Source organism: Acinetobacter sp. WU_MDCI_Abxb74 (assembly GCF_025513915.1).
In the GTDB taxonomy this organism is placed as follows: Bacteria; Pseudomonadota; Gammaproteobacteria; order Pseudomonadales; family Moraxellaceae; genus Acinetobacter; species Acinetobacter calcoaceticus_C.
Map to the genome: position 1 here is coordinate 199,949 of NZ_JAHPRP010000001.1, position 23,284 is coordinate 223,232.

The window sequence follows — 23,284 nt, forward strand, 5'->3', positions numbered from 1 at the left end:
AATTTTCCTTGAACTGGCAGTATATCCATAGTGTGTTGCCGCAATTTTTCTCTGCAACTTTGACCACGCTGAAAATTTCAATTATCAGTATTATTTTGGCCATTATTGTAGGGCTGATTTGCAGCATTTTAATCACATATCGCGTGCGGGTGCTAAATAGAATTGCCCAGTTCTATATTGAGTTATCTCGAAATACCCCTTTATTAATTCAACTGTTCTTTTTGTATTACGGTTTGCCAAAACTTGGCATCAAAATTGATGGTTTCGCTTGTGGTGTAATCGGCCTTACATTTTTAGGCGGAAGCTATATGGCGGAAGCTTTTCGGGCAGGTTTGCAATCTATTGCCATTGGGCAGATTGACTCCGCTAAAAGTATCGGTTTGCAGCCAAGTCAAATTTTTAGATATGTGATTTTTCCTCAAGCGCTTGCTATTTCAATTCCAGCCATTGGAGCAAATTGTCTGTTCTTGATTAAAGAAAGTTCAGTGGTCAGTGCGATTGCTGTCGTTGAGCTGCTTTTTGTCACCAAAGACTTAATTGGCATGGATTATAAAACTACGGAAGCTTTGTTTTTACTCATCATGGCTTATCTGATTATTTTATTGCCCGTGTCTATTTTAACCAGCTATCTGGAGCATAGAAGTCGGAAGGTGAGCCATGGAACTTGATTATTTGTTTCAAACGAGTCATCTCGAACGCTTAATGTGGGGACTCTGGGCAACTGCGAAAATTGCTTTTATTTCAGTATTTTTCTCTGCGATTTTAGGCACGATTTTAGGCGTCATTATGACCTCTAAAAACATAGCAGTTAAAGCGCTGTGCCGCCTGTATTTAGAAGCGATTCGAATTATTCCGATTTTGGTTTTGCTTTTTGTTTTTTATTTCGGTTTTGCCACATGGTTTAACTGGCAGTTTTCCGCAATGTGGGTTTGCGTTGTGGTGTTTGTTTTATGGGGCACAGCGGAAATGGGTGATTTGGTCCGTGCAGCCATTACCTCAATTGATCGGCATCAACGTGACTCTGCCTATGCGTTGGGGCTGACTCAAACTCAAGCATTGGTCTACGTTATTTTTCCGAAAAGCCTAAAACGTGTAACACCAGGCGCGATTAATCTATTTACTCGAATGGTCAAAACCAGCTCTTTAGCAGTACTGATTGGTGTGGTTGAAGTCATTAAAGTGGGTCAGCAAATTATTGAAAATTCACTATTGACTGTGCCTAGTGCATCTCTGTGGATTTATGGCTTTATTTTTATTTTGTATTTTCTGATTTGCTATCCCTTAACTCGTTTGGCGGCACATTTAGAAAAGTTCTGGGAGTAATTATGCCTTTGTTATCGATACAACAATTACAGAAATCATTTGCACAAAGTCATATTTTACAGGGCATCGATCTAGAGGTAGAACAAGGAGAGGTGGTTGTTATTTTAGGCCCATCAGGCTGTGGCAAAAGTACCTTACTGCGCTGTATTAATGGCTTAGAACCGATTCAAGGTGGCGAAATCCGATTAACAGGTTCGGGTGTGTTAGGTAAGGATGTGGACTGGACCAATGCTCGTCAAAAAATTGGCATGGTTTTTCAAAACTATGAGCTGTTTGGGCACATGAATGTGATTGACAACATTTTGCTTGGGCCACTCAAAGTGCAAAAACGCTACCGAGATGAGGCGGAACAAGTAGCAGATGAACTATTAAAGCGAGTGGGACTATTTGAACGAAAACTCGATTATCCGCGACAACTTTCCGGTGGACAAAAACAACGTATCGCCATTGTCCGTTCACTGGTCATGCAACCTAAAGTCATTTTGCTTGATGAAATTACCGCTGCGCTTGACCCGGAAATGGTCAGAGAAGTGCTCGATGTAGTTTTGAAACTAGCCAATGAGGGGATGACCATGTTGATTGTGACTCATGAAATGTCCTTTGCCCGTAAGGTTGCCGACCGCATTATTTTTATGGATAAGGGCAAAATTATTGAACAGGCATCACCAGAAGAATTTTTTGAAAGCCCTAAAACAGAGCGGGCTAAAACCTTTTTAAATATTTTGTCGTATTAAAAAATTTATGATTTAAATGATGAGGAAATAAATGTTTAAACGTAATTCAATAAAAATATTAAGCAGTATTGCTGTTGCTGGGGTGTTGTTAACTGCTTGTAGTAAAGCCCCATCAACAGAGCAAGCAAGTAATACTCAAGCAGACCAGTCTTTAGAGCAAGTCAAAAAAAATGGAGTTCTGCGAGTTGCCGTTTTTGCTGATGACCCGCCGTTTGGTTATGTAGACAGTGCTGGCAATAATCACGGCTTTGATGTGGCCTTAGCAAAACGAGTCACTAAGGATTTGCTCGGCGATGAAAAAAAGTTGAGTTTATTGTGACGGAAGCTTCAAATCGGGTGGAGTTTTTAAAGTCAAATCGTGCCGATGTTGTATTTGCGACATTTACAGTAACGCCTGAACGTAAGGAGGTTGTAGATTTTGCTGAGCCTTATTTAAAAGGTGCTTTCGGTATTGTCTCGCTTAAAGCCAAACCCATTACAGACATTGCTCAATTGGAAGGTAAAACGTTAATTGTAAATAAAGGCACCAGTTCTGATACCTATTTTACTAAGCACTATCCGAAAGTGAATTTACTCAAGTTTGAAAGAAACTCCGATGCTTTCAAAGCTTTAACCGACGGTCGTGGTGACGCAATTTCACAAGATAGTACATACGCTTTAGCGTGGGCCGCGAAGAACCCAAGTTATGTGGCGGGCATTCAGTCTATAGGTGATCAAGAGTTTATTGCACCAGCAGTTAAAAAGGGCAATACCCAATTATTGAATTGGCTCAATACCGAAATTAAGCAGCTGAGAACAAGTGGTGAAATTAAGAAAATTTATGATGAAACCTTAAAACCAATTTACGGTGATTCGGTTAATCCGAATGTGTTTTTAGATGTAGGCCAATAATTTCCGATATAGCTAAAGCAGTGCCTAAAAGTAGGCGCTGATATTTTTAAATAAGACTTTTACAAAAACGATAGGGTGAAATAATGACAACACTAACTTTACAAAATATAAAGCATGTCCTCGCTGCATCTTTGCTGAGTTTAGGTTTGGTTGCATGTGATAAAGGCACGCAAAATAATGAAAAAACAGCTGACAGCACTCAAACTGTGTCGAGTATTGAGCAGATTAAAAAGAATGGTGTCGTGCGTATTGGTGTATTTAGTGATAAACCGCCGTTTGGATATTTAGATGCTCAAGGTAAAAATCAGGGCTTTGATGTAGAGATTGCCAAACATGTTGCTAAAGACTTGTTGGGTGATGAAAACAAGGTCGAGTTCGTTTTAACTGAAGCTGCAAATCGTGTTGAATATTTAAAAGCCAATAAAGTGGATATTATTTTTGCCAACTTTACGGTTACACCAGAACGTAAAGAAGTCGTCGATTTTGCTAAACCTTATTTAAAAGTGGCGCTCGGTGTGGTGTCTCCTAAAACTCATCCAATTACTGACATTGCTCAACTCAAAGATAAAACTTTGTTGGTGAATAAAGGCACGACGGCTGATTCATTCTTCACCAAGACTCATCCTGAAATTAAACTGCAAAAATATGAGCAAAACACTGAAACCTTTGATGCTTTAAAAGATGGCCGCGGTGCTGCTTTGGCACATGACAACTTGTTGGTTTTAGCTTGGGCTAAAGAAAATCCAAATTACACGGTTGGCATCACAAACTTAGGTGAGCAGGACTTAATCGCACCGGCTGTGAAAAAGGGTGATAAAGAGTTATTGGACTGGTTGAACCAAGATTTAGAAAAATTGGCAAAAGAAGGCGTAATTCATCAGGCTTATGAAAAGACTTTAAAACCAGTCTATGGCGATACGATTAATCCAAAAGATTTATTGGTTGAGTAGTCGTACTCATAGCCCCTAATGAATAGAACTCTAGATAGTATTTGCTTTAGCTAGGATTCATCTACAGCCTGCCCATAATTTATAAATAATATTTTTTATAGATGGAAACAGTGGCCAGGCTCTGTAGATGGCAAAGTTTTTTGGTTACTTTTTTCAAAAAAACAGAATTAGCTGATTGCTTTAGAGATAGAAAGGTAAAATTCCATCGTGTTAATTCCTTGATCTATATCATTTGAACTTAAATAAAGTCGGCTCTGCTGCCAATTTATCTGCCAAATATTGAATAAACACACTTAATTTAGGCGGGACATGCCGTGTTGGTGGGTAAAGTAACCAAAGCCCGCCACTGTAATAGGTCTTAAAATCCCAGTCGGGTAAAACTTGAACCAAAGTCTGTTGTTGTAAAGCATGGCGCGCAACAAAGTAGGGTAAGCTGGCTACTCCTAAATGCTGTAGGGCTGCGCTTAAACGCACACCTGTATGGTTTGCAGCATAACGGCCACGCACAGCAACACTAATCGACTTATTCCCTTGTTGAAATTTCCATTTTGAATCACTGATTTGTTCACCCAAATAGATACATTCATGCTGTTTTAAGTCATGAGGATGGCTTGGTATGCCATGTTTTTCCAAATATTCAGGAGTAGCACAAATCAAGTGATCGATATCAATGAGTTTTCGTCCCATCAGGCCGCCAGAGGGTTGCTCGGTAATTCGAAGCGCTAAATCAACTTCATCATCAATTAAGTCAACGTAACGGTCTTCTAAAAGCATTTGAATATCGATTTTTGGATAGCGTTCTAAAAACTCAGGTAAATGTGGATGAATCATAAAGTGTCCAACGGCTTTTGGAACACTCAGACGAATGATTCCTCGCGGTTCGACATGAAATTGGCCTGAACTTTCCATCACTGCCTGTGCCGCATTGACCATATCTAAACAACGTTGATAGACCTGTTGACCACTTTCACTCAAACGAAGCTTTCGGGTGGTTCGATAAAGTAAGCGTGTTCCTAAAGCACGTTCTAAGCGAGCAATCGCACGGCTTATCGCAGATGGTGTAGTCCCGAGTTGTCGAGCCGTTTCAGAAAAACTCCCTGACTCGACCACTTTAACAAAAGTCGCCATTTCATTTAAAAGAACTAAACTTTGATTTGTGCTCATGAGGCAAAAGTTATTTGGATTTAGAGTGGATTATCGCGTTTAAGAAATCGCAATACAATCTTTTTTATCTTAATGTGTATGTAGAAAAATATGACCCAAGCATTGTATTTAACAGGTGCTCTTGCCACTGAGGTTGAAGTTCTAGCGTGTAATCCTTGTGAAGATGGGCGTTTCGCCGTGCATTTATCGGCAACACCATTTCATCCTCAAGGCGGCGGTCAACCGAGTGATACGGGCAAAATCGCAGAAGTCGATGTAGTACATGTGGCGATTGAACAAGGGGAAATTATTCATTACTGCACACAACCTGTTGAGTTGGGAGTGGCTTTCGCGCAAGTGGATGAAGCAGGACGTCGTTATCATAGCCGTTTACATTCAGCGGGACATTTGCTTGGACATGTAATGTATCTATTTGGCTGGCAAGCTGTAAAAGCACAGCACTGGCCACATGATGCGCGAGTTCAGTTCATTGCTTTGGATACAGCTCAGCAGTTAGATGCTCAAACGCTTGAACAGCGTTGTTTACAATATATTCAGGCTAATTTGCCAGCTCATCTTCAGCAACATGCAGATGGTTTTCGTGAAATCGGTTTTGGTGAGTTTTCTGCATTTCCCTGTGGCGGGACTCATGTTGCAGCATTAGGTGAAATTGGTGTTATGGAAATTCAGTCCTATCAGATTAAGAAAGGAAAGCTCAGTGTCAGCTATAGCGTTGCCAAGGAGGCTGAATAAATGTGGCAGTTGTATGGACATGAGTTTTTAACCCTAGCTCTTATTCACTTTTTGGCAGTGATTTTACCGGGGCCGGATTTTGTGGTTACGGTAAGACAAAGTGTACGTTATGGCTACTTAATAGGGAGTATAACCGCGATTGGTATTGGTGTTGGCATTTCTGTTCATGTGTTTTATACCCTTGTTGGCATTGGTTTTTTGATTCAACAAAGCGAATGGCTCATGTCTCTTATCAGAACAGCGGGGGCTGCTTATTTGCTTTATTTAGGATGGCAGTGTTTGCGTAGTCAGCCGAATACAAATATTGAAATCAATAGCCAAGCAGATACAGATGCGCCGAGTTTATTTAAATCTTTCTCGATGGGCTTTTTAACTAATGCGCTGAACCCGAAAGCCACGATCTTTTTTCTGGCAATTTTTACTACGATTGTGAGTGCAGCAACCCCCATGAAAGTTCAGGTGTTTTATGGCGTTTGGATGTGTATGGTTAATGCGATTTGGTTTATGGTCGTGAGTGTAATGTTTGCTCATCCGATAGTACGTAAACGGTTTTTGGAGTTTGGGGTTTATTTTGAGAGGGTGATGGGGCTTTTGTTAATTGGAATTGCATTGAGATTGATTTGGGGATTGTTTGTTTAATTACTATGAGTGTTTAAAGATATTACAGAAGTACGATTTTAGATTGTATATAGTTTTCACGGCGGAGTCTTACCGTTTATACATCAGAAGAACGTAGCTAATTCTGTTACTTTTTTGGAAAAAGTAACCAAAAAACTTTGTCATCTACAGAGCCTGACCACTGTTTACATCGATAAAAAAATATTGCAAAAACATTATTTTATAAATTATGGGCAGGCTGTAGATGACTCTGAGCACGAGCCGAAGGCTAATCCAGAAATCAAATTTAAAATAATAAGACTCCGCCGTGATAACTACTTTGGCTTATTCTTGTTCTAGACGACGTTTAGCTCAAGAAATTTCAGTAAAGCTACCCATAAAAAAGACCACCCGAAAGCAGTCTTTTTTCAAAAATAGATTTAAACAGTACGCTTATTACGTGTTAACTGGTGTAAAACAGAAACTAATAAATCAATTTCTTCAGTTGTATTATAAAAAGCTAAAGACGGGCGCACGGTTTGTTCTACACCAAAACGACGTAAAATTGGCTGTGCACAGTGATGACCTGAACGTACAGCAATACCATGTTGGTTTAAAGCCTTACCAACCTGTTCAGTTGAATAACCCTGTAAGGTAAACGACATGACACTGGCTTTATTGTGAGCAGTTCCGATGAGGCGTAAACCTGACACACTGCTAAGCGCATTTTGACCATATTCAAGCAAATCATGTTCATAGCGTGCAATGTTATGAATACCTAGACTTTCTACATATTCAAGTGCTGCCCCTAAACCGACCGCATCGGCAATATTCCCAGTTCCAGCTTCAAACTTGTTGGGTGCAGGTTGGTAAACCACCTGTTCAAAGGTGACGTCCTGAATCATGTTACCACCACCTTCCCAAACTGGCATGGTGTCTAGCAGTTCTGGTTTCGCATAGACTGCACCAATACCCGTTGGACCAAAAACTTTATGCCCAGAGAACACAAAAAAGTCTGCATCAAGGGCCTGAACATCAGTGGGTATATGCGAAACAGATTGAGCGCCGTCCACTAAAACCCGTACACCTTTGGCATGGGCAATTTTAATGACTTCAGCAACAGGGGTAACTGTTCCCAAAGCATTAGACACTTGAGTAATAGACAGCAATTTAGTGCGTTCATTAATCAGTTTTGGCAGCTCTTCTAAAATAATTTGCCCCGTGTCATCGACAGGAATGACTCGTAGTTTCGCACCAATTTTTTTAGTGAGCTGATACCAAGGCACAATATTGGCATGGTGTTCCAAGTGAGAAACGATAATTTCATCACCTTCACCAATATTTTGTTCGCCCCATGTTTTTGCAATCAGGTTAATGCCTTCAGTGGTTCCTCGAACAAAGATAATTTCTTTGGAAGAGGGTGCACCAATAAAACGGGCAACTACATTTCGCGCATGTTCATAGGCGTCGGTTGCACGAGCTGCTAATTCATGTGCAGCACGGTGAATGTTTGAATTTTCATGCTGATAAAAATAAGCAATCCGATCAATCACGCGCTGCGGTTTTTGTGTAGTTGCAGCATTGTCAAACCAGACCAGTGGGCGACCATTGACGCGTTCCTGCAAAATTGGGAAATCACGACGAATGGCATGCACATCTAAGGGCTGAGCACTACTTGCTACAAAGGTAGGTTGAGATGGTTGATAGTGACTATAACTTTGCCCGCTTTGTGGTAAGTCTAAAAAGTAAAATCCAGAGCTTGGTGGGGTTTTTGCTGGTGTGTCAGCTGCAAAACGATCTTCAATGAGTAAAGACTTTAGCTGGTTGCCATGCGGCAACTGAAAAGACTGCGCAATTGAATAGTTATCTTCAACACCAGTAACAGAAGGTTCTGCTGCATTTGGAACAGAAAAATCATTTAAAAAATAATAAGGTGATTCACCAGCACCCGTCGGTAAGTTTGGTTCAATACGTGGCACATTCGGCTCATGATGTACAGCTTGTGGCAAATGTGGCTCAAATGGAGGACGAGGTAAATTTGCACCACCAACCACAGGTGCAGAAGCGACAATCCGACGTTCAGGGTAATCTGGCAAGTTAGGAATATGCTCAGGATATTCCGGATTAAGACTTTTCTGAAAGGCGATATTAGGTGCGCGACCACTGAGTGCCGAAAATGGTTCACCCGGTTGTGGTGGATGTGGTGGTGTACCCACAGGTAAGTCCAGATTGAGTCCCGATGAAGAAGCCGAACTGCCTGAACTTGGCAATGCTGAAAAAAACTCATTGGCAAGACGGGCAATGGTAGATTCATCGGGGAAGTTGGATGGTGGGTGAGCACCAGCCAATTCCGACCCTGTTGGACTACCTTGCAGATTACTTGTAGTTAACTGGGTAGTCATGATATTTGTCCACCTCCACATCATCTAATACTGCTAAAGCATCATCAGTCAATACTGCAAGCGAGCAATATAACGAGATTAGATAAGATGCAATCGCGTTACGGTTAATGCCCATAAAACGTACTGAAAGACCCGGCGATTGTTCACCTGCAAGCCCCGGTTGGAATAAGCCGACAATACCTTGACGTTTTTCACCGACACGAAGCAGTAAGATTTTAGTTTTGCCATCTTCTACCGGAATTTTATTAGATGGAATGAGGGGAATCCCGCGCCATGTAATAAATTGCGAACCGAATAAACTCACTGTTGGAGGCGGTACGCCACGACGCGTACACTCTCGACCAAATGCTGCAATTGCATCTGGATGTGCTAGGAAAAATCCTGGTTCTTTCCAGACTTTACGTAATAAATCATCTAAATCATCTGGGGTCGGTGGGCCATTTAAAGTCGAGATACGTTGGTCATCGGTCACACTCGCCAGTAAACCATATTCAGGGTTATTGATGAGTTCACTTTCTTGACGTTCTTTAATGGTTTCGATGGTTAAACGTAGCTGTTCTTTAATCTGATCGTGCGGGCTGCTGTAAAGGTCAGCAACACGTGTATGTACATCCAGAACAGTCGATACACCATTTAAAAAGTATTCGCGTGGTTCAGGATCATAATCAACAAAAGTTTGAGGTAAAGTCGCTTCATCACGTTGTGTGCAAGCCACCTGAATGTCATCAGTATTATTCACACGGTTTAGACGATAAATACCTGCTTCAACAGGAAGCCATTGAAGTAAGTGAGTTAGCCATCTGGGAGTAATTGTAGAAAGTTGAGGAGCTGTCTTGGTTGCATTGGCCAGTTGGCGAGCTGCATGGTCCCCAAGAGCAAGTTGGACTTTGTCTGTATTTTTCGCCATGAATCATTTTTCCTTATTACAGTGGCTTGGTGAAATCAAAAAATTAAAAACTCTAGTGTTGCTATAAACTAGAATTAGTTCTGGTTTTAAAAATAAAAAAGGTTTTATAAACTTTGAATAGATGGCTTATTAATTAAAAATCTATATTTAAAATAAAAATATATTTAAATGAGAAATAAGCATTAAATTAATTTTAGTTAGCTCTTACTATTTATTTTTCTCCTTATCTATTTATTTCACATCTATAGTTTTTAACCGGCAATATGATTTTTTTGATAAGACTCATTTGGTGACTGTAAAATCTGGCTACCTGCAGCAATGCTATGTGTCAGCCAGACATTTCCCCCAATAATGGACCCTCGACCAATCGTAATACGGCCTAAAATAGTGGCACCTGCATAGATCACAACGTCATCTTCAACAATTGGATGGCGTGTATAATCTTTTTTCAAAGCACCATCATCATTGGTTTCAAAGCGTTTTGCCCCAAGTGTTACAGCTTGATAAATACGGACACGCTCCCCAATCACACTAGTTTCCCCAATTACTACACCAGTACCATGATCGATAAAAAAGCCCTTTCCAATTTGCGCACCCGGGTGGATATCAATTCCCGTTGCAGAGTGTGCTAACTCAGAAATAATGCGAGACAATAGTGGCACTTGGGCATAGAGCTGATGCGCAATTCGGTGATGAATAATCGCAAATATGCCCGGATAGCAGAGTAATACCTCATCCACACTATGTGCCGCTGGATCACCTTCGTAGGCCGCACGTACATCGCCATCTAAAAGACGTCGTATGGAAGGCAGGGTATTGGCAAAATCTTGAACAATATTTTGAGCCAGTTCTTGTGGCTGTTGGGGGGCACTTAAATGGCCCAGATGACGCTTTGCCTCATAATTTAAAGCCAGTTGTACTTGAGCATGTAATGCAGTCAGTACCCGATTTAAGGTATAGGCAATATAAGAGTCTTCAGTTTCTTGGCGTAAGTCAGCAGGGCCTAAACGCATTGGAAATAAAATGCCGCAGAGATCATCTAAAATTGCTTTCAAAGCTTCTTTCGATGGAAGTTCACGGCCACCGAATTCTTTGATTCTGTGTTGTTGCTGACGCCAGTCATGCCTTGCTTGTTGTAAACCCTGTACAACAGCATTAATGTTCCATTGAGTCACAAGCTTTCCTTGATTCACTGAAAATGTGTTGAAGTTTTAGTCTTGTTGCCAAGGGAGTTGATGAATACGCCAGCCATTCTTTTGATTACGCTGCTGCTGATCATCTAGGTCACCTTCAAAGCCTTCAAGAACGTTATAAATGTGCTCAAAACCAGCATTAAATGCGGCTTCGGCTGCGAGTGCTGAACGGTTGCCACTACGACATAACAAAAGAATGGTTTTATCTTTTCCAACTTTCGATTCGAGTTCTTTTAAAAAGCGTGGATTACGATTGAAAGAGGTGCCTGTTGCCCATGCAACATGAATACTTTCAGGAATATATCCTACAAATTTGCGTTCTTCATTGGTGCGTACATCAACTAAAACAGCTTGACCATTTTGAACGAGCTGCCATGCGTCGTTGGGTGATAAACTTCCACTAAAATTAAGTTCATGCGCTTGTGCATATTGCTGTGCTTTAGAAAGAATATCTTCAGTTGAAAAGGATGTATTTGAACCATCTGAGATAAAGCTTTGAGGGGCTTCTGTATTTAATTTAGCATTCATTGAAAATATCCTTATCTTTGATTCAGATTGTTATTGTTCAATTTACGCCGTTTTAAATATAAGCAAAAATAAGGATTATCTATTTATATATAATTTTTTAATCAATAAGCCATTTTTATTTTTATTAGATATTATTAATTAATCTTATTAAGTATTATGAAAATGAGACAAGGGTAAAAGATAATAATTGAGCTTTTAGTCAATATCATATCGATAAAATAGGGTCTGATATTAAAAATAAGAAAAATATTATTGACCTATATGTCTTGTGATTTAACCGAATGTGTTGCAGATGAGCCAATTTGGCAATATAACTTGTATACTCAATTTTGTTTAAAAGTATAAAATTTTGGTGAATATGTGATTGAACTGCCCAATACAAATGATTGGATTGTCAGGAACACTGATTCTAATAGTCTGGAACGAATCGAAGCATTTTTTACAGATCATGCTTACGAATCGCATCGCCATGATACATTTGCAATTGGTCGAACATTAACCGGTGTTCAAAGTTTTCATTATCGGGGAGAGATGAAACATAGTTTGCCGGGAATGACCATGGTTTTACATCCTGATGAGAAACATGATGGAGAAGCAGGTTCACAAGATGGTTTTAGATATCGGATGGTGTACGTAGAACCTGCCACACTACAAGAAATTATGAAGGGCAAACCTTTACCATTTTTTGAAAATGGCTTGAGTCAGGACCCTCGCTTATTTAAGGCAACAGATGTTTTATTGCAAGGAATAGACCAACATATCGATGTTTTGGAAAACCAAGATGCTTTATATGATTTAGCAACTGCACTTTATGAAATTTCTGATAAAAAACAGAGAACTTCTCATTCGTATGATTATGTTGCAGCGGAGCGCGCTAGAGAATTTATACATGCTTCTTTATTTGAGAATATTTCTTTAGATGATATTGAAAAAAATATTGGACGAGACCGTTGGAGTCTTTCACGCGACTTTCGACTGCTATTTGGTACAAGTCCACATCGATATATGACTATGCGTAGACTGGAAGTTGTAAAGTCGTGCCTGATGTATGGTGAATCATTAACTCAAGCTTCCTTAATTGCAGGATTTTTTGATCAAAGCCACATGACACGTCATTTTCTAAAAGCATTTGGCTTGACTCCAGCCAGATGGCGGATGATCAATAAGTTATCTTCCTAAACAGGTTATGTAAAAGTCAGCCTGTTTAGACTGACATAGACTTTGTCTCAAACTAGATTCATGCCTTTCAAGAAATCGTAAAGCATAAATATGCCAGAGATGATTAGCATCATTGCCATGGTTTTATTTAAACGATTAAACCAAATTTTATTTTTAATTTTTTTGCCTAACATTGCACCTGCCCAAGAGTAAAGACAGGGCGCACCCGCTGCACCAATCGAAATGAGCAATGAAACTAAAAAGATTTGAATACCAGTGATGTGCGCTGTTGGGTACATAATCGTTGTCACAGGCAAAATAACCAAAATGCCTTTTGGATTTAATGTTTGTATCCAAAAGCCATTCCAGAAAGAAAGTGTCTGAATTTCAGTGGCTTCATCATTAATATCGATATCTGCCTTTAACATCTGAAACGCAAGGTAAAATGTATAACATGCGCCGAGCAAGGCAATATAGTGCAGGGCTTTTTGTGGAATGATAGCTGCCCCTGCATATCCAAAAATCATGAATAACATCAGCATTGCACAGCCGACACCCATAAAAAAATAAATCGTTTTTTTGAACTGTCCTGTAAGTCCCGCATTCAAACCCATGAAATTTACTGGGCCGGGGCTATACATCACACTTAAGGTATAAAGAAAGATTTCCATAACGCATCTACTGAATCAAAAACAACTCAGCATACTGACTCGTAAATTTAGGGTCTTGTACGTTTGTGATTGCGCTTGCACAAACGTACAAGACGAGAAAAATCTGGATTAGGCATGATGACTGACTTGAGATAAATGATTCAGGATAGAGCTTTATGTTTGACACAAAAATTGCGTTGATTGTCCGTAATGATCTTGCGACTTGGCAAAGATTAAATGTGGTGGCTTTTTTGGCAACAGGGATTGCCTCGGCTGTACCTGAAATGTTGGGTAAACCTTATATTGATGCAAATGGTTATGAGTATGGCAACATGCTCGGGCAGCCAATGTTGGTATTTGAAGGTGATTTATCCGGACTACAAAAAGTGCATCGTAAAGCAATTGAGCAAGATCTAACGATTATTCCATATGTACATGCCATGTTTTCTACAGGAAATGATGAGGATAATCGGGCGGCTTTTTTGGCCGACGATGCAAATCAATTAAATTTGGTCGGGGTAGCATTAAGAGGACCTAAAAAAGCTGTTGATAAGGCAATTAAAGGACTTTCTTTACATCAATAGATTAAATAATTTTTAGTATTGAAGATTAATAAAACCCACTATTTGAGCAAAAGTGGGTTTTATTTAAAAAAATGATTAAACTTTATCTTGCGTTTTGGTCTCAAAATCACTGGCATCATGACGTTCATGTAACTGTGATTCTAAATCGCCAAAAGTACGATTAACCATCCGTCCACGCTGAACAGCAGGGCGAGCCAGAATTGCATCTGCCCAACGTTTTACGTGTTTATATTCATCAACACCTAAAAACTCCGCACCGTTATAGACCCAGTTTTTAACAAGACCACCATACCAAGGGAATGCGGCAATGTCGGCGATGGTATATTCAGAACCTGCCAAATATTCATGCTTTGCTAGATGCTGATCTAACACATCAAGTAAGCGTTTTGTTTCCAGAGCAAAGCGGTTAACCGCATATTCAATTTTAACGGGCGCATAGGCATAAAAATGTCCAAAACCACCCCCTAAATATGGCGCGCTACCCATTTGCCAAAATAACCAATTAAGACATTCAGTCCGTGCAGCAATATCAGTCGGAATGAAAGCTTTAAATTTTTCAGCTAAGTAAAGCAAAATTGAACCTGACTCAAACACTCTTATTGGAGGGTTTTGGCTATGGTCAACCAATGCTGGAATTTTAGAGTTTGGATTAATTTCTACAAAACCACTGCCAAACTGTTGGCCTTCACCAATCTTAATGAGCCAAGCATCGTATTCAGCATCTTGATGTCCTAATGCTAAAAGCTCTTCAAGTAAAATAGTGACTTTTTGACCATTAGGTGTTGCCAAAGAATAGAGTTGAAGCGGATGTTTTCCGACGGGCAGAGTATGTTCGTAGCGAGGGCCTGAAGTTGGCTGGTTTAAATCGGTTTTTTCTCCAGTCCATTGCCAAACTTGTGGAGGAATATAATTTGAATCACTCATTTTTTATCTCATGTTTGGTTGAAATATAGGGGGTTAGTTATGTCGCAAAGCAAGCCATTTTTGAACGCTCGGGCGTTGCCACTGTTGTAATGCATAATTTTTTAGTCGTTCTGGTACAGCATCACCATTTTGAATAAGACGTTGCAACATCAGCGCAAGTTCAGCATCCGCAATACTCCATGAACCAAAAAGAAATTCGGCATGAGGTGCTAGAAGTTTTTCTGCAACAAAGAAAAGTTTCTCGGCTGCCTTTTGACCTTCTTCTGAAAGTGCTGCTGAGGTAGGCTGAATAAAAATAACATCAGTTGGACGTTCAGTTCTTAAAGCAACCAAATCTGATCTGAGCCATGCTTGAATTTGTCGAGCTCTTGCACGTGCCTGAATATCTGTTGGATAAATTGGTGTGGCTGGATATAACTCTTCAAGATATTCCAAAATGGCAGATGATTCTGATAAAGCAAAATCATTATGTTCAAGCACCGGCACTTTGGCTGTTAATGATTTTTCTATATAGGATTTTTCAAATTGGCCTTGTTGTGCCAAGTTGATGGTTGCTATTTCAAATGGAATTTCTTTTTCATGCAGTCCTACAAAAACTGTAAAAGCATAGGGACTTAGAAATTGTGAATCTGTGTAGAGCTTAAAAAGTTCATTATTCATTGTTATTGTCCATGTCATAAAACAGAGTGAATTAGTCTAAGTGAGCTTATCAGAGATTGGGTAAGTTTTTTGTGGCAAAGCTTTATCGGTTTTGAATCATACTATTTCAGTGTTTGAGGTCACGGTTTAATGTGCTGAAAATGTTCACGGACAATGCTGAGCCAAGCTTGTACTGCTGGTGAGATAGGAAGATTCTTCTTCCATGCCATAGCTAAATGCCATTGAATGTTTGGTTTTTCGAGGGGAACTGCGGCAAATAGAGTGGGGTCGAGCATATCGGTATAGTATTGGGGCAAGAGAGCAATTCCCATACGTTGCAAAACCATATCTGCCAATAAATTCCATTGACTCGTTCGGCAGGCAATGGTCGGATAGAAACTGTGCTGTTTACAGGCATCGAGAATAATACTATTTAGAGAGAAGTTTTCTGGAAACATTAAAAACGATTGGTGTTGTAATTCTTCTAGATTTAATTTTTTACGTGAAGCCCAAATTGCATCACGCCGTAAAAGTACCATTAATGGGTAATTACATAACTCAATGCTATTGAAAATTTGTTCATCAAAGGGCTGCAACAATACACCCACATCAAGCTCATTATCTAACAGCGCCTGTTCAATAGCTCTTGACCCCACCTCTAAAAAAGAAAGTTCTATGTCAGGCCATTGCTGATGGAAATCAAATAGGGCTGTCGTTAAGAGTTGAGAACCTAAAGGCGGAACGCCAAGTTTTAAAGTACCTGTTTTGAGTTGTTGATAGTTTTCAATTTCAAGAAATATGTTCTGTTCTGCCTGAAGAAGTTCAATCGCATGTTGATAAATACGTTCTCCAATTGCAGTTAACTCAATTTGCCTTTTTCTGCCATGATCGGGCTTGACCAGTAATGCAACCTGAAGTTGTTCTTCAAGCTGCTGTAAAATTTTAGTAATAGTGGGCTGGGTTAGGCATAACTCTTCAGCGGTACGGGTAAAACTTTTCGTTTTTACTAGGGTAACAAAGCATTGTAACGATTTTAGAGAAAGCATAATAAAGAATAGATTATTCGATTTTGGAATAATTTTAACATGAATAATTCATATTTAGTAGGTTCAATCGAGATAGCATAATCATGTAACTAACCATTTAATTTCGCAAAATGAGTACTGAATCTGTTTCTGGAACACCCACACAACCCTCACTTTTAGAGTTAATTAAGCAAATTTTGATTTTGGCTGTTTTTTGGTGGGTTGGTTTTATTTTTCACCATAAGTTGGGCGTTCCCATTTCCGCAGGTATTTTGGGAATGTTTTTCTTGCTTCTGTGTCTATTTCTGAAAATTATCAAAATAGAACAGGTCACAACTGGCGCCACTGTAGTGTTGGGCGAATTACTTCTATTTTTTATTCCTGTTGTGGTTGCCGTTGTGCAATACAGAACCCTGTTTATGACGGAAGGCTGGCAAATTGTATTGAGCATTGCAATAGGCACTATTTCAGTCATGTTGAGTACATGTTTAACCATTCAATATTACAATCGTTTGAAGGCTTATTTACAGGCTCGAAAACGTCTTCAACATAAGCATATCTAAGAGCAAGACGACATGAATATCTGGTCAATTCTTTGTCTTATCTGGACGTTGGCAGCCTATGTTGTGGCAAAACGAATCTATCAAAAACATCCTAAATTATGGCTTTCTCCAGCGATTAGTGTGCCTGTGATTACCATTGTTTTGATGACAATTTTTGGAGTTTCATACCAAACTTATGCAGAAGATACCCAATGGATTGTTAATTTATTAGGACCTGCAACAGTTGCATTTGCTGTTCCGATTTATCGTTATCGCGAGACAATCCGTAAAAACTTAGGGGTATTATCAATTGCAATTGTAGTGGGAATGAGTGTTGGCGTAATGTCCGCCTATGAAATGGCACAGTGGTTTCATTTTAGTCCTGAAGTGACTAACAGTTTAATGGCTCGTTCGATTTCAACGCCTTTTGCCATGATTTTAGCCGAAGATATTCATGGTTCAGCCGCATTGGTTTCATTATTTACCGTTATTACCGGTTTGGTCGGAATGATTTGTGGCGATGCGATTTTAGCCATTACCAAAATTCGTTCCAGTGTTGCAAATGGCGCAGCCTTTGGTAATGCTGCACATGGTTTTGGTACGGTTCGGGCACAACAACGCAACACTGAAGAAGGTGTGATCGCCAGTTTAACCATGGTGATTGCTGGCATTTTGATGGTGTTAGTTGGTCCATTCGCAATTCATTTATGGTTATTACTCTAAGGTTCAAATTGAAAGGTTGATGCTTAACGGCAGGACAGCTAACTGTACTGTTGAATAATGTCAGCCAGTTTTTTTATAGCTTGCTCCATAAGCACAAGGTCAAAATCTCCGAGACCAATGACCAGACCCGAACGCTGCCGTTCTTTTGAAAATGTGGGTGAAACTGCTTTAATCGCAATGCCGGCATTTAATGCTGAGGTGGCGACCTCAACATCCTTCTTAATATGTTCGGCAAGCCACAACACCATATGCATGCCTTGATCACCCGGTTGTAACCATGCAAGTTGTTTAGGTATATGCTTTTCTATCATTTCAATAAGTTGTAGACGATTTTCTGCATAAACATTACGGATACGTCGAATATGACGCTCTAAATATCCTTCTTGAATAAATGCTGCTAAAACGTGCTGATCTGCGGTTGGTGAATGGCGGTCTATCAAAACTTTCAGTCCACAAAACGGCGCTACAAGTTGTTTTGGGAGAACTGCATAGCCGAGCCTTAGAGACGGAAATAATACTTTACTAAATGTGCCCAGATAGATGACTTGATTGGGTGCCATACCTTGTAATGATGGAAACGGTTGGCCGTTATAGCGAAGCTCACTGTCATAGTCGTCTTCAATGACCCATGCATTTTGCTGTTTGGCCCAATCTAATAAAGCAGTACGTCTTGCCAGACTCATTGGCATGCCAAGTGGATATTGATGGGAAGGGGTTACAAAGGCAGCGCGTGCTTGTTTTGCAAGTTTGATACCAGCTTCTACATCAATACCTTCTTCATCCACAGGAACACGAACCATTTCAATGTTTTGTACAGTATGTTCAAGAATGGCAGTTGTGCCACGATATGCCGGATCTTCTACCCAGACCTGATCATGAGTTTCAAATAAAATCTGGCTACAAATATAAAGTGCTTGTTGAATACCTGTTGTAATCACGATTTGTTCAGGTTCACAGTGGACAGAACGTGACCGACGAACATAATCTGCTATGGCAACTCTCAATGAAAATATACCTTGAGGTTCATCATAACCTGCAGGAGAACCAGCACCACGTGCGCGAAAGCGATTGCCAAATTTTCTCCACACATCATTAGGCTGAGTGCGTCCTACAGGAACGGACACAGCAAATGGCCGATGTGGTAGAGGTTTGAACTCTTTAACGACGTTGGCGTAGGAAAGAGCTGATGCAGTAAGTGACATAGCGCTTTGAGCTAAGGATTTATTTTGAGTCGATTTTGTTAAAGCATGTGAAACATAAGTACCCGCGCGCGTGCGAGATTCAAAAACGCCTTCTGCTAAAAGCTGATCATAGGCCTCAATTACTGTACCACGCGCAACATTTAATGTCTGAGCCAGTTCACGAGAAGAAGGCAAAGGGTCACCAGGCTGCAAATCACCATTTTGTACAGCTTCACGCAGGCCTTGAGTAAGCTGAGCACTGATTTGCCCTTGGGTTTTATCAATCTTTGCAATTAATGGAAGGTCAACAGCTTTGGCTATTCTTGCCATAATTCTGGTCTACTTAAAAAAATATAAAGTGGTACTTTTTAATAATCCACATAAACCAGAGAATTTACAACAGAAATTATCAAAACCTCATCATTTATTAAGGATTTTTACGATGTATGTTCCTGCTGAGTTTGTAGAACCTCAACGAGATGTATTACATGATCTTATCTTGAAAAACCCTTTTGGTATTCTTTTTAGCCATGGCTGTAATGGTCTGGATGCAAATCATCTTCCGTTTGAGTTACAGCCTAACGAAGGGGAGTTAGGTGTATTACATGCTCATGTTTCTCGGAATAATCCAGTTTGGCAGGACCTTCAAAATGGAGATGAAGTCCTTGTCGTATTTCAAGCTGAAAATGCTTATATTTCTCCAAACTGGTATCCATCCAAACACGAACATCATAAACAAGTGCCAACGTGGAACTACAGAGTGGTACATGTTTATGGCAAAGTGACGATTCGAGATGATGAACGTTATGTTCGTGGCGTGGTGGCTCGTTTAACACGTACACATGAAGCATCTCAACCCGAACCTTGGAAAATGTCAGATGCGCCAAAAGATTATCTTGAACCCATGTTAAAAGCGATTGTTGGTCTTGAAATTGAAATAAAACAACTGCAAGGTAAATCAAAGCTAAGCCAAAACAAAGATTATAAAGATGTTTTAGGTGCGGCTCATGGTCTGGCAGAGACAGGGCATCAAGAAATGGCTGATGCAATGTTTAGTGTTGCCGAGACGAAAAGATAAAGAATATTTATATTTAGCGCTTATTTTGGAGATAAACATGCCGTGGATTAAACCTGTTGAGTTAATGGGCGAACATGTCATTTTAAAACCACTAGACTTAACGCATGTTGACTCATTGATTGAGGCAGTTCGTGATGGGGAGTTGTGGAATCTTTGGTATACACGTATTCCTTCACCACAAGAAATGGCGGATGAGGTTGAAAGACGACTTTCCTTGCAAACAGAAGGAAGTATGCTGCCTTTTTATATCGAAGACCGTAAAAAAAGTCGTGCTTTGGGAATGACCAGTCTTATGCATATTGAACAGGCTCATCGACGTGTAGAGATTGGTTCGACTTGGTATCGTAAATCTGCACATCGCACGCCAGTAAATACTGAATGTAAAAAACTATTGCTATCTCATGCATTTGAGTCTTTAAACTGCATTGCGGTTGAGTTACGTACTTCTTCTTTAAATGTCCAAAGCCAAGCTGCAATTGCACGTTTGGGGGCAAAGTTAGATGGGGTACTTAGAAGCCATCAAATTGTGAAAGATGATATTTTGCGGGACACCCATGTTTATAGCATTTTGAAACATGAGTGGCCCGCGGTTCGTCAAAACCTAGAATGGTTACTGAGCAAGCCGCGTTAGACATAAGTCTTAAGTTAAAAGTCCGAAAACTCTTTCAGCAATAGCTGTTCTTTATTTCAACCATTAACTTCAGGTTAATAACCGTCAAGGTAGGTTGATTGATCAAAGTTCCATAAAGCGTTTTTATAGATCCAGAACAAAACTGGGATCTATAGGTAAGCACATGGAAGGATCAGTTCAGAATAAAGAACGGTTATGGACAAAGCGGCGTCATGCCAAACAGCTAAAACTGGAAATGGCAAGCCAATATGTCGATGGTGTTGTCATTCCAACTCAAGACATTATTAAAGTCTTAGAAACCCTGATTACACCGGGTGACAGAGTCGTACTCGAAGGGAATAACCAAAAGCAAGCAGATTTCTTATCTCGCTCTTTGGCTCAAACCAATCCGGATGTTTTACATGATTTACATATGATCATGCCGAGCGTTGGACGTTCAGAACATCTGGATCTGTTTGAAAAAGGCATTGCACGTAAGCTCGATTTTTCTTTTGCTGGCCCTCAAAGTCTGCGTATTAGTCAGTTAATTGAAGATGGTTTACTAGAGATTGGTGCGATTCATACCTATATCGAACTATATTCACGTTTGGTAGTCGACCTCATTCCAAATGTGGTGCTCTCAGCGGGTTTTATGGCAGACCGTCAAGGCAATATCTATACAGGTCCAAGTACCGAAGATTCTCCAGCACTTATTGAACCTGCTGCTTTTAGTGACGGCATTGTGATTGTGCAAGTCAATGAACTGGTCGACGACGTAACGGATTTGCCACGTGTCGATATTCCTGCCTCTTGGGTTGATTATGTGGTTGTGGCAGACCAGCCTTTTTATATTGAACCTTTATTTACTCGCGACCCGAAACATATCAAACCTGTTCATGTGCTTATGGCCATGATGGCAATTCGCGGAATTTATGAAAAGCATAATGTGCAATCGTTAAACCATGGGATTGGTTTTAACACTGCGGCTATTGAGTTAATTTTACCGACCTATGGTGAGTCTTTAGGTTTAAAAGGAAAAATCTGCCGAAACTGGACTCTTAATCCGCATCCAACCTTAATTCCAGCTATTGAGACAGGTTGGGTGGAAAGTGTGCATTGCTTTGGTACAGAGCTCGGTATGGAAAAATATGTTGCCGCTCGTCCAGATGTTTTCTTTACAGGTCGTGATGGGGCGCTACGTTCTAACCGGATGATGTGTCAGCTCGCAGGTCAGTACGCGGTTGATTTATTTATTGGTGCCACTTTACAAGTTGATGGTATGGGGCATTCGTCGACTGTAACCAAAGGCCGTTTAGCTGGTTTTGGTGGCGCACCGAACATGGGGCATGATCCGCGTGGTCGTCGTCATGCTACACCTGCATGGTTAGATATGCGTGTGCAAGGTGCCAATGAAACAGAAACCTATTTGGCTCGTGGTAAAAAACTGGTTGTGCAAATGGTGGAAACCTTCCAAGAGGGCGGTAAGCCGACTTTTGTGGATCGTCTTGATGCGATTGATGTTGCAAAAACGGCAGGTCTGCCTTTAGCACCGATCATGATTTATGGCGATGATGTCACCCATTTACTGACCGAAGAAGGCATTGCTTATTTATATAAAGCAAGTAGCCAAGAAGAACGCCAAGCCATGATTGCTGCAGTGGCAGGAGTGACTAGTATTGGTTTAAGCCAAGACCCTAAAACCACAGCACGTTTAAGACGTGAAGGTTTAGTGGTGTTCCCAGAAGATTTAGGCATTCGCCGTACCGATGCAACACGTGAGCTTTTAGCTGCAAAAAATATTGCCGACTTGGTGACATGGTCAGATGGTTTATATCAACCACCTGCAAAATTCAGGAGTTGGTAATGATGGCACAAGTTCAATATCAAACACTCAGCCATAGTCAGTTTTTGGCAGACATGGCGGTCGAGGCTTTAATTGATGAAGTTAATCTGACACCAAAGCCCGCCTTGGTTGACCGTCGTGGTAGTGGCGCACATGATGATCTGACTTTGGAATTGATGGAGCGTTCTGCGAAAAGTCTAGGCCCAATGTTTGAAGCGATGGCCCAAGCAGCAATGCGTCACGGAAAAATATGTCAGGTCTTGCGTGAAGAGATTGGAGAAATTGGACGCCAAGGTGAAAAGGTCATGATGTTGGCAACAGCTGGGGTCAATACACACCGAGGTGCAATTTGGGCCTTGGGTTTAATGGTCACGGCAGCAGCACTTGCACGCACGAATCAACAATATTTATCAGCCGTTGAGCTATGTCAGTTAGCAGGCCAGATTGCTCAGTTAGATGACCGTTTTATTCCCAAGCTAGCTTTGAGTCATGGTCAGCAGGTACAAAAAAAGTTAGGTATTCACGGCGCAAAAGAACAAGCTCAGCAAGGTTTTCCAACTATTGTGAATTTTGGCTTAAAACAGCTTCATCAAAGTCGCCGTAAACCCATGAAAGAAGAGTTCGCTCGTCTAGATGCCTTACTTGCCATGATGACTGACTTGACCGATACCTGCGTGCTTTATCGTTCTGGAACAAATGGCTTAAAGCGTATGCAACAAGGTGCTCAGCAAGTACTTGATTTAGGCGGTAGCTCAAGCTTGGAAGGCCGACGTGCTTTGCATTTTTTAGAGATTGATCTACTTAGGATGAAAGCTTCCGCGGGTGGAGTAGCCGATTTGTTGGCAGCCACCTTGTTTATAGATCGTGTTGAGCAGTCATCTTCAAAAAATAAAGAGGGATTTTGAT

The 23,284-nt window shown here is 40.5% G+C and carries 24 protein-coding genes and 1 pseudogene; 15 read left to right on the top strand and 10 right to left on the bottom strand.

Annotated elements, in window-relative coordinates; genetic code table 11:
• The first annotated feature begins 8 nt into the window (after nucleotides 1-8).
• The 5 genes and pseudogenes from KTH84_RS00910 to KTH84_RS00930 all read left to right on the top strand — a co-directional run bounded on the left by KTH84_RS00910 (nucleotide 9) and on the right by KTH84_RS00930 (nucleotide 3,898).
• Complete coding sequence (locus KTH84_RS00910; protein ID WP_227549193.1) at nucleotides 9-668, top strand: amino acid ABC transporter permease; 660 nt, start codon at nucleotides 9-11, stop codon at nucleotides 666-668.
• On the top strand, nucleotides 658-1,323 hold the full coding sequence (locus KTH84_RS00915; protein ID WP_262471648.1) for an amino acid ABC transporter permease: 666 nt from the start codon (nucleotides 658-660) through the stop codon (nucleotides 1,321-1,323). The genes KTH84_RS00910 and KTH84_RS00915 overlap by 11 nt, the downstream gene beginning before the upstream one ends.
• 2 nt (nucleotides 1,324-1,325) lie before the next feature.
• Nucleotides 1,326-2,057 (top strand): amino acid ABC transporter ATP-binding protein, encoded by a 732-nt coding sequence (locus KTH84_RS00920; RefSeq protein WP_262471649.1) that lies wholly within the window; start codon nucleotides 1,326-1,328, stop codon nucleotides 2,055-2,057.
• A gap of 31 nt (nucleotides 2,058-2,088) precedes the next feature.
• A pseudogene (locus KTH84_RS00925) lies at nucleotides 2,089-2,948 on the top strand (transporter substrate-binding domain-containing protein).
• Nucleotides 2,949-3,031: 83 nt separating this feature from the next.
• Entirely contained in the window at nucleotides 3,032-3,898 is an 867-nt protein-coding gene (locus KTH84_RS00930; protein ID WP_262471650.1) for a cysteine ABC transporter substrate-binding protein, read from the top strand.
• 228 nt (nucleotides 3,899-4,126) lie between these two features.
• Here the strand turns inward: KTH84_RS00930 and KTH84_RS00940 are convergent, their stop codons facing one another.
• Entirely contained in the window at nucleotides 4,127-5,062 is a 936-nt protein-coding gene (locus tag KTH84_RS00940; protein ID WP_262471651.1) for a LysR family transcriptional regulator, read from the bottom strand.
• Between the two features lie 90 nt (nucleotides 5,063-5,152).
• On the opposite strand from KTH84_RS00940, the gene KTH84_RS00945 reads away from it, so the two are divergent.
• Entirely contained in the window at nucleotides 5,153-5,794 is a 642-nt protein-coding gene (locus tag KTH84_RS00945; protein ID WP_262471652.1) for an alanyl-tRNA editing protein, read from the top strand.
• Nucleotides 5,795-6,433 carry a LysE family translocator gene (locus KTH84_RS00950; RefSeq protein WP_262471653.1) on the top strand — a complete coding sequence of 213 codons (639 nt, stop codon included), beginning with the start codon at nucleotides 5,795-5,797 and terminating at the stop codon, nucleotides 6,431-6,433.
• A 398-nt stretch (nucleotides 6,434-6,831) separates the two neighbouring features.
• Here KTH84_RS00950 and KTH84_RS00955 read toward each other — a convergent pair whose 3' ends face one another.
• The 4 genes from KTH84_RS00955 to KTH84_RS00970 all read right to left on the bottom strand — a co-directional run bounded on the left by KTH84_RS00955 (nucleotide 6,832) and on the right by KTH84_RS00970 (nucleotide 11,421).
• Nucleotides 6,832-8,793, bottom strand: coding sequence for a family 2A encapsulin nanocompartment cargo protein cysteine desulfurase (locus KTH84_RS00955; protein WP_262471654.1), 1,962 nt, complete (start codon nucleotides 8,791-8,793; stop codon nucleotides 6,832-6,834).
• Nucleotides 8,768-9,700, bottom strand: coding sequence for a family 2A encapsulin nanocompartment shell protein (locus tag KTH84_RS00960; RefSeq protein ID WP_042896665.1), 933 nt, complete (start codon nucleotides 9,698-9,700; stop codon nucleotides 8,768-8,770). The genes KTH84_RS00955 and KTH84_RS00960 overlap by 26 nt, the downstream gene beginning before the upstream one ends.
• Nucleotides 9,701-9,951: 251 nt before the next feature.
• Nucleotides 9,952-10,893, bottom strand: a complete 942-nt coding sequence (gene epsC / locus KTH84_RS00965) for a serine O-acetyltransferase EpsC (protein WP_262471655.1) — start codon at nucleotides 10,891-10,893, stop codon at nucleotides 9,952-9,954.
• An 18-nt stretch (nucleotides 10,894-10,911) separates the two neighbouring features.
• Nucleotides 10,912-11,421: a rhodanese-like domain-containing protein gene (locus KTH84_RS00970; protein ID WP_262471656.1), complete on the bottom strand. Its 510-nt coding sequence runs from the start codon at nucleotides 11,419-11,421 to the stop codon at nucleotides 10,912-10,914.
• A 360-nt stretch (nucleotides 11,422-11,781) separates the two neighbouring features.
• Here KTH84_RS00970 and KTH84_RS00975 point away from each other — a divergent pair, with 360 nt between their 5' ends.
• Nucleotides 11,782-12,600: an AraC family transcriptional regulator gene (locus tag KTH84_RS00975; RefSeq protein ID WP_262471657.1), complete on the top strand. Its 819-nt coding sequence runs from the start codon at nucleotides 11,782-11,784 to the stop codon at nucleotides 12,598-12,600.
• Between the two features lie 47 nt (nucleotides 12,601-12,647).
• On the opposite strand, the gene KTH84_RS00980 is transcribed toward KTH84_RS00975, so the two are convergent.
• The gene (locus KTH84_RS00980; protein ID WP_202742355.1) at nucleotides 12,648-13,250 is read right to left on the bottom strand and encodes a LysE family translocator; all 603 of its coding nucleotides are present in this window, start codon (nucleotides 13,248-13,250) and stop codon (nucleotides 12,648-12,650) included.
• Nucleotides 13,251-13,405: 155 nt separating this feature from the next.
• On the opposite strand from KTH84_RS00980, the gene KTH84_RS00985 reads away from it, so the two are divergent.
• On the top strand, nucleotides 13,406-13,813 hold the full coding sequence (locus KTH84_RS00985; RefSeq protein WP_262471658.1) for a DUF2000 domain-containing protein: 408 nt from the start codon (nucleotides 13,406-13,408) through the stop codon (nucleotides 13,811-13,813).
• Between the two features lie 75 nt (nucleotides 13,814-13,888).
• Here the strand turns inward: KTH84_RS00985 and yghU are convergent, their stop codons facing one another.
• From yghU to KTH84_RS01000, 3 genes are all read right to left on the bottom strand, one after another.
• Nucleotides 13,889-14,737, bottom strand: coding sequence for a glutathione-dependent disulfide-bond oxidoreductase (yghU, locus tag KTH84_RS00990; protein ID WP_262471659.1), 849 nt, complete (start codon nucleotides 14,735-14,737; stop codon nucleotides 13,889-13,891).
• 33 nt (nucleotides 14,738-14,770) lie between these two features.
• Nucleotides 14,771-15,397 carry a glutathione transferase gene (yfcF, locus tag KTH84_RS00995; protein WP_262471660.1) on the bottom strand — a complete coding sequence of 209 codons (627 nt, stop codon included), beginning with the start codon at nucleotides 15,395-15,397 and terminating at the stop codon, nucleotides 14,771-14,773.
• Nucleotides 15,398-15,516: 119 nt separating this feature from the next.
• The gene (locus tag KTH84_RS01000) at nucleotides 15,517-16,422 is read right to left on the bottom strand and encodes a LysR family transcriptional regulator (protein ID WP_262471661.1); all 906 of its coding nucleotides are present in this window, start codon (nucleotides 16,420-16,422) and stop codon (nucleotides 15,517-15,519) included.
• A gap of 110 nt (nucleotides 16,423-16,532) precedes the next feature.
• Here KTH84_RS01000 and KTH84_RS01005 point away from each other — a divergent pair, with 110 nt between their 5' ends.
• Both KTH84_RS01005 and KTH84_RS01010 read left to right on the top strand, forming a co-directional pair.
• Nucleotides 16,533-16,964: a CidA/LrgA family protein gene (locus KTH84_RS01005; RefSeq protein WP_262471662.1), complete on the top strand. Its 432-nt coding sequence runs from the start codon at nucleotides 16,533-16,535 to the stop codon at nucleotides 16,962-16,964.
• 12 nt (nucleotides 16,965-16,976) lie between these two features.
• On the top strand, nucleotides 16,977-17,666 hold the full coding sequence (locus KTH84_RS01010; protein ID WP_042896653.1) for an LrgB family protein: 690 nt from the start codon (nucleotides 16,977-16,979) through the stop codon (nucleotides 17,664-17,666).
• Between the two features lie 38 nt (nucleotides 17,667-17,704).
• On the opposite strand, the gene KTH84_RS01015 is transcribed toward KTH84_RS01010, so the two are convergent.
• Nucleotides 17,705-19,177 carry a PLP-dependent aminotransferase family protein gene (locus tag KTH84_RS01015; RefSeq protein WP_262471663.1) on the bottom strand — a complete coding sequence of 491 codons (1,473 nt, stop codon included), beginning with the start codon at nucleotides 19,175-19,177 and terminating at the stop codon, nucleotides 17,705-17,707.
• A 112-nt stretch (nucleotides 19,178-19,289) separates the two neighbouring features.
• Between KTH84_RS01015 and KTH84_RS01020 the strand changes: the two genes are divergently transcribed.
• From KTH84_RS01020 to KTH84_RS01035, 4 genes are all read left to right on the top strand, one after another.
• Complete coding sequence (locus KTH84_RS01020; RefSeq protein ID WP_262471664.1) at nucleotides 19,290-19,925, top strand: FMN-binding negative transcriptional regulator; 636 nt, start codon at nucleotides 19,290-19,292, stop codon at nucleotides 19,923-19,925.
• 37 nt (nucleotides 19,926-19,962) lie between these two features.
• Nucleotides 19,963-20,556 (top strand): GNAT family N-acetyltransferase, encoded by a 594-nt coding sequence (locus KTH84_RS01025; RefSeq protein WP_133974061.1) that lies wholly within the window; start codon nucleotides 19,963-19,965, stop codon nucleotides 20,554-20,556.
• A gap of 163 nt (nucleotides 20,557-20,719) precedes the next feature.
• Nucleotides 20,720-22,399 (top strand): malonate decarboxylase subunit alpha, encoded by a 1,680-nt coding sequence (mdcA, locus tag KTH84_RS01030; RefSeq protein ID WP_133974059.1) that lies wholly within the window; start codon nucleotides 20,720-20,722, stop codon nucleotides 22,397-22,399.
• Nucleotides 22,399-23,283 carry a triphosphoribosyl-dephospho-CoA synthase gene (locus tag KTH84_RS01035; RefSeq protein WP_262471665.1) on the top strand — a complete coding sequence of 295 codons (885 nt, stop codon included), beginning with the start codon at nucleotides 22,399-22,401 and terminating at the stop codon, nucleotides 23,281-23,283. The genes mdcA and KTH84_RS01035 overlap by 1 nt, the downstream gene beginning before the upstream one ends.
• Nucleotide 23,284 lies beyond the last annotated feature (1 nt).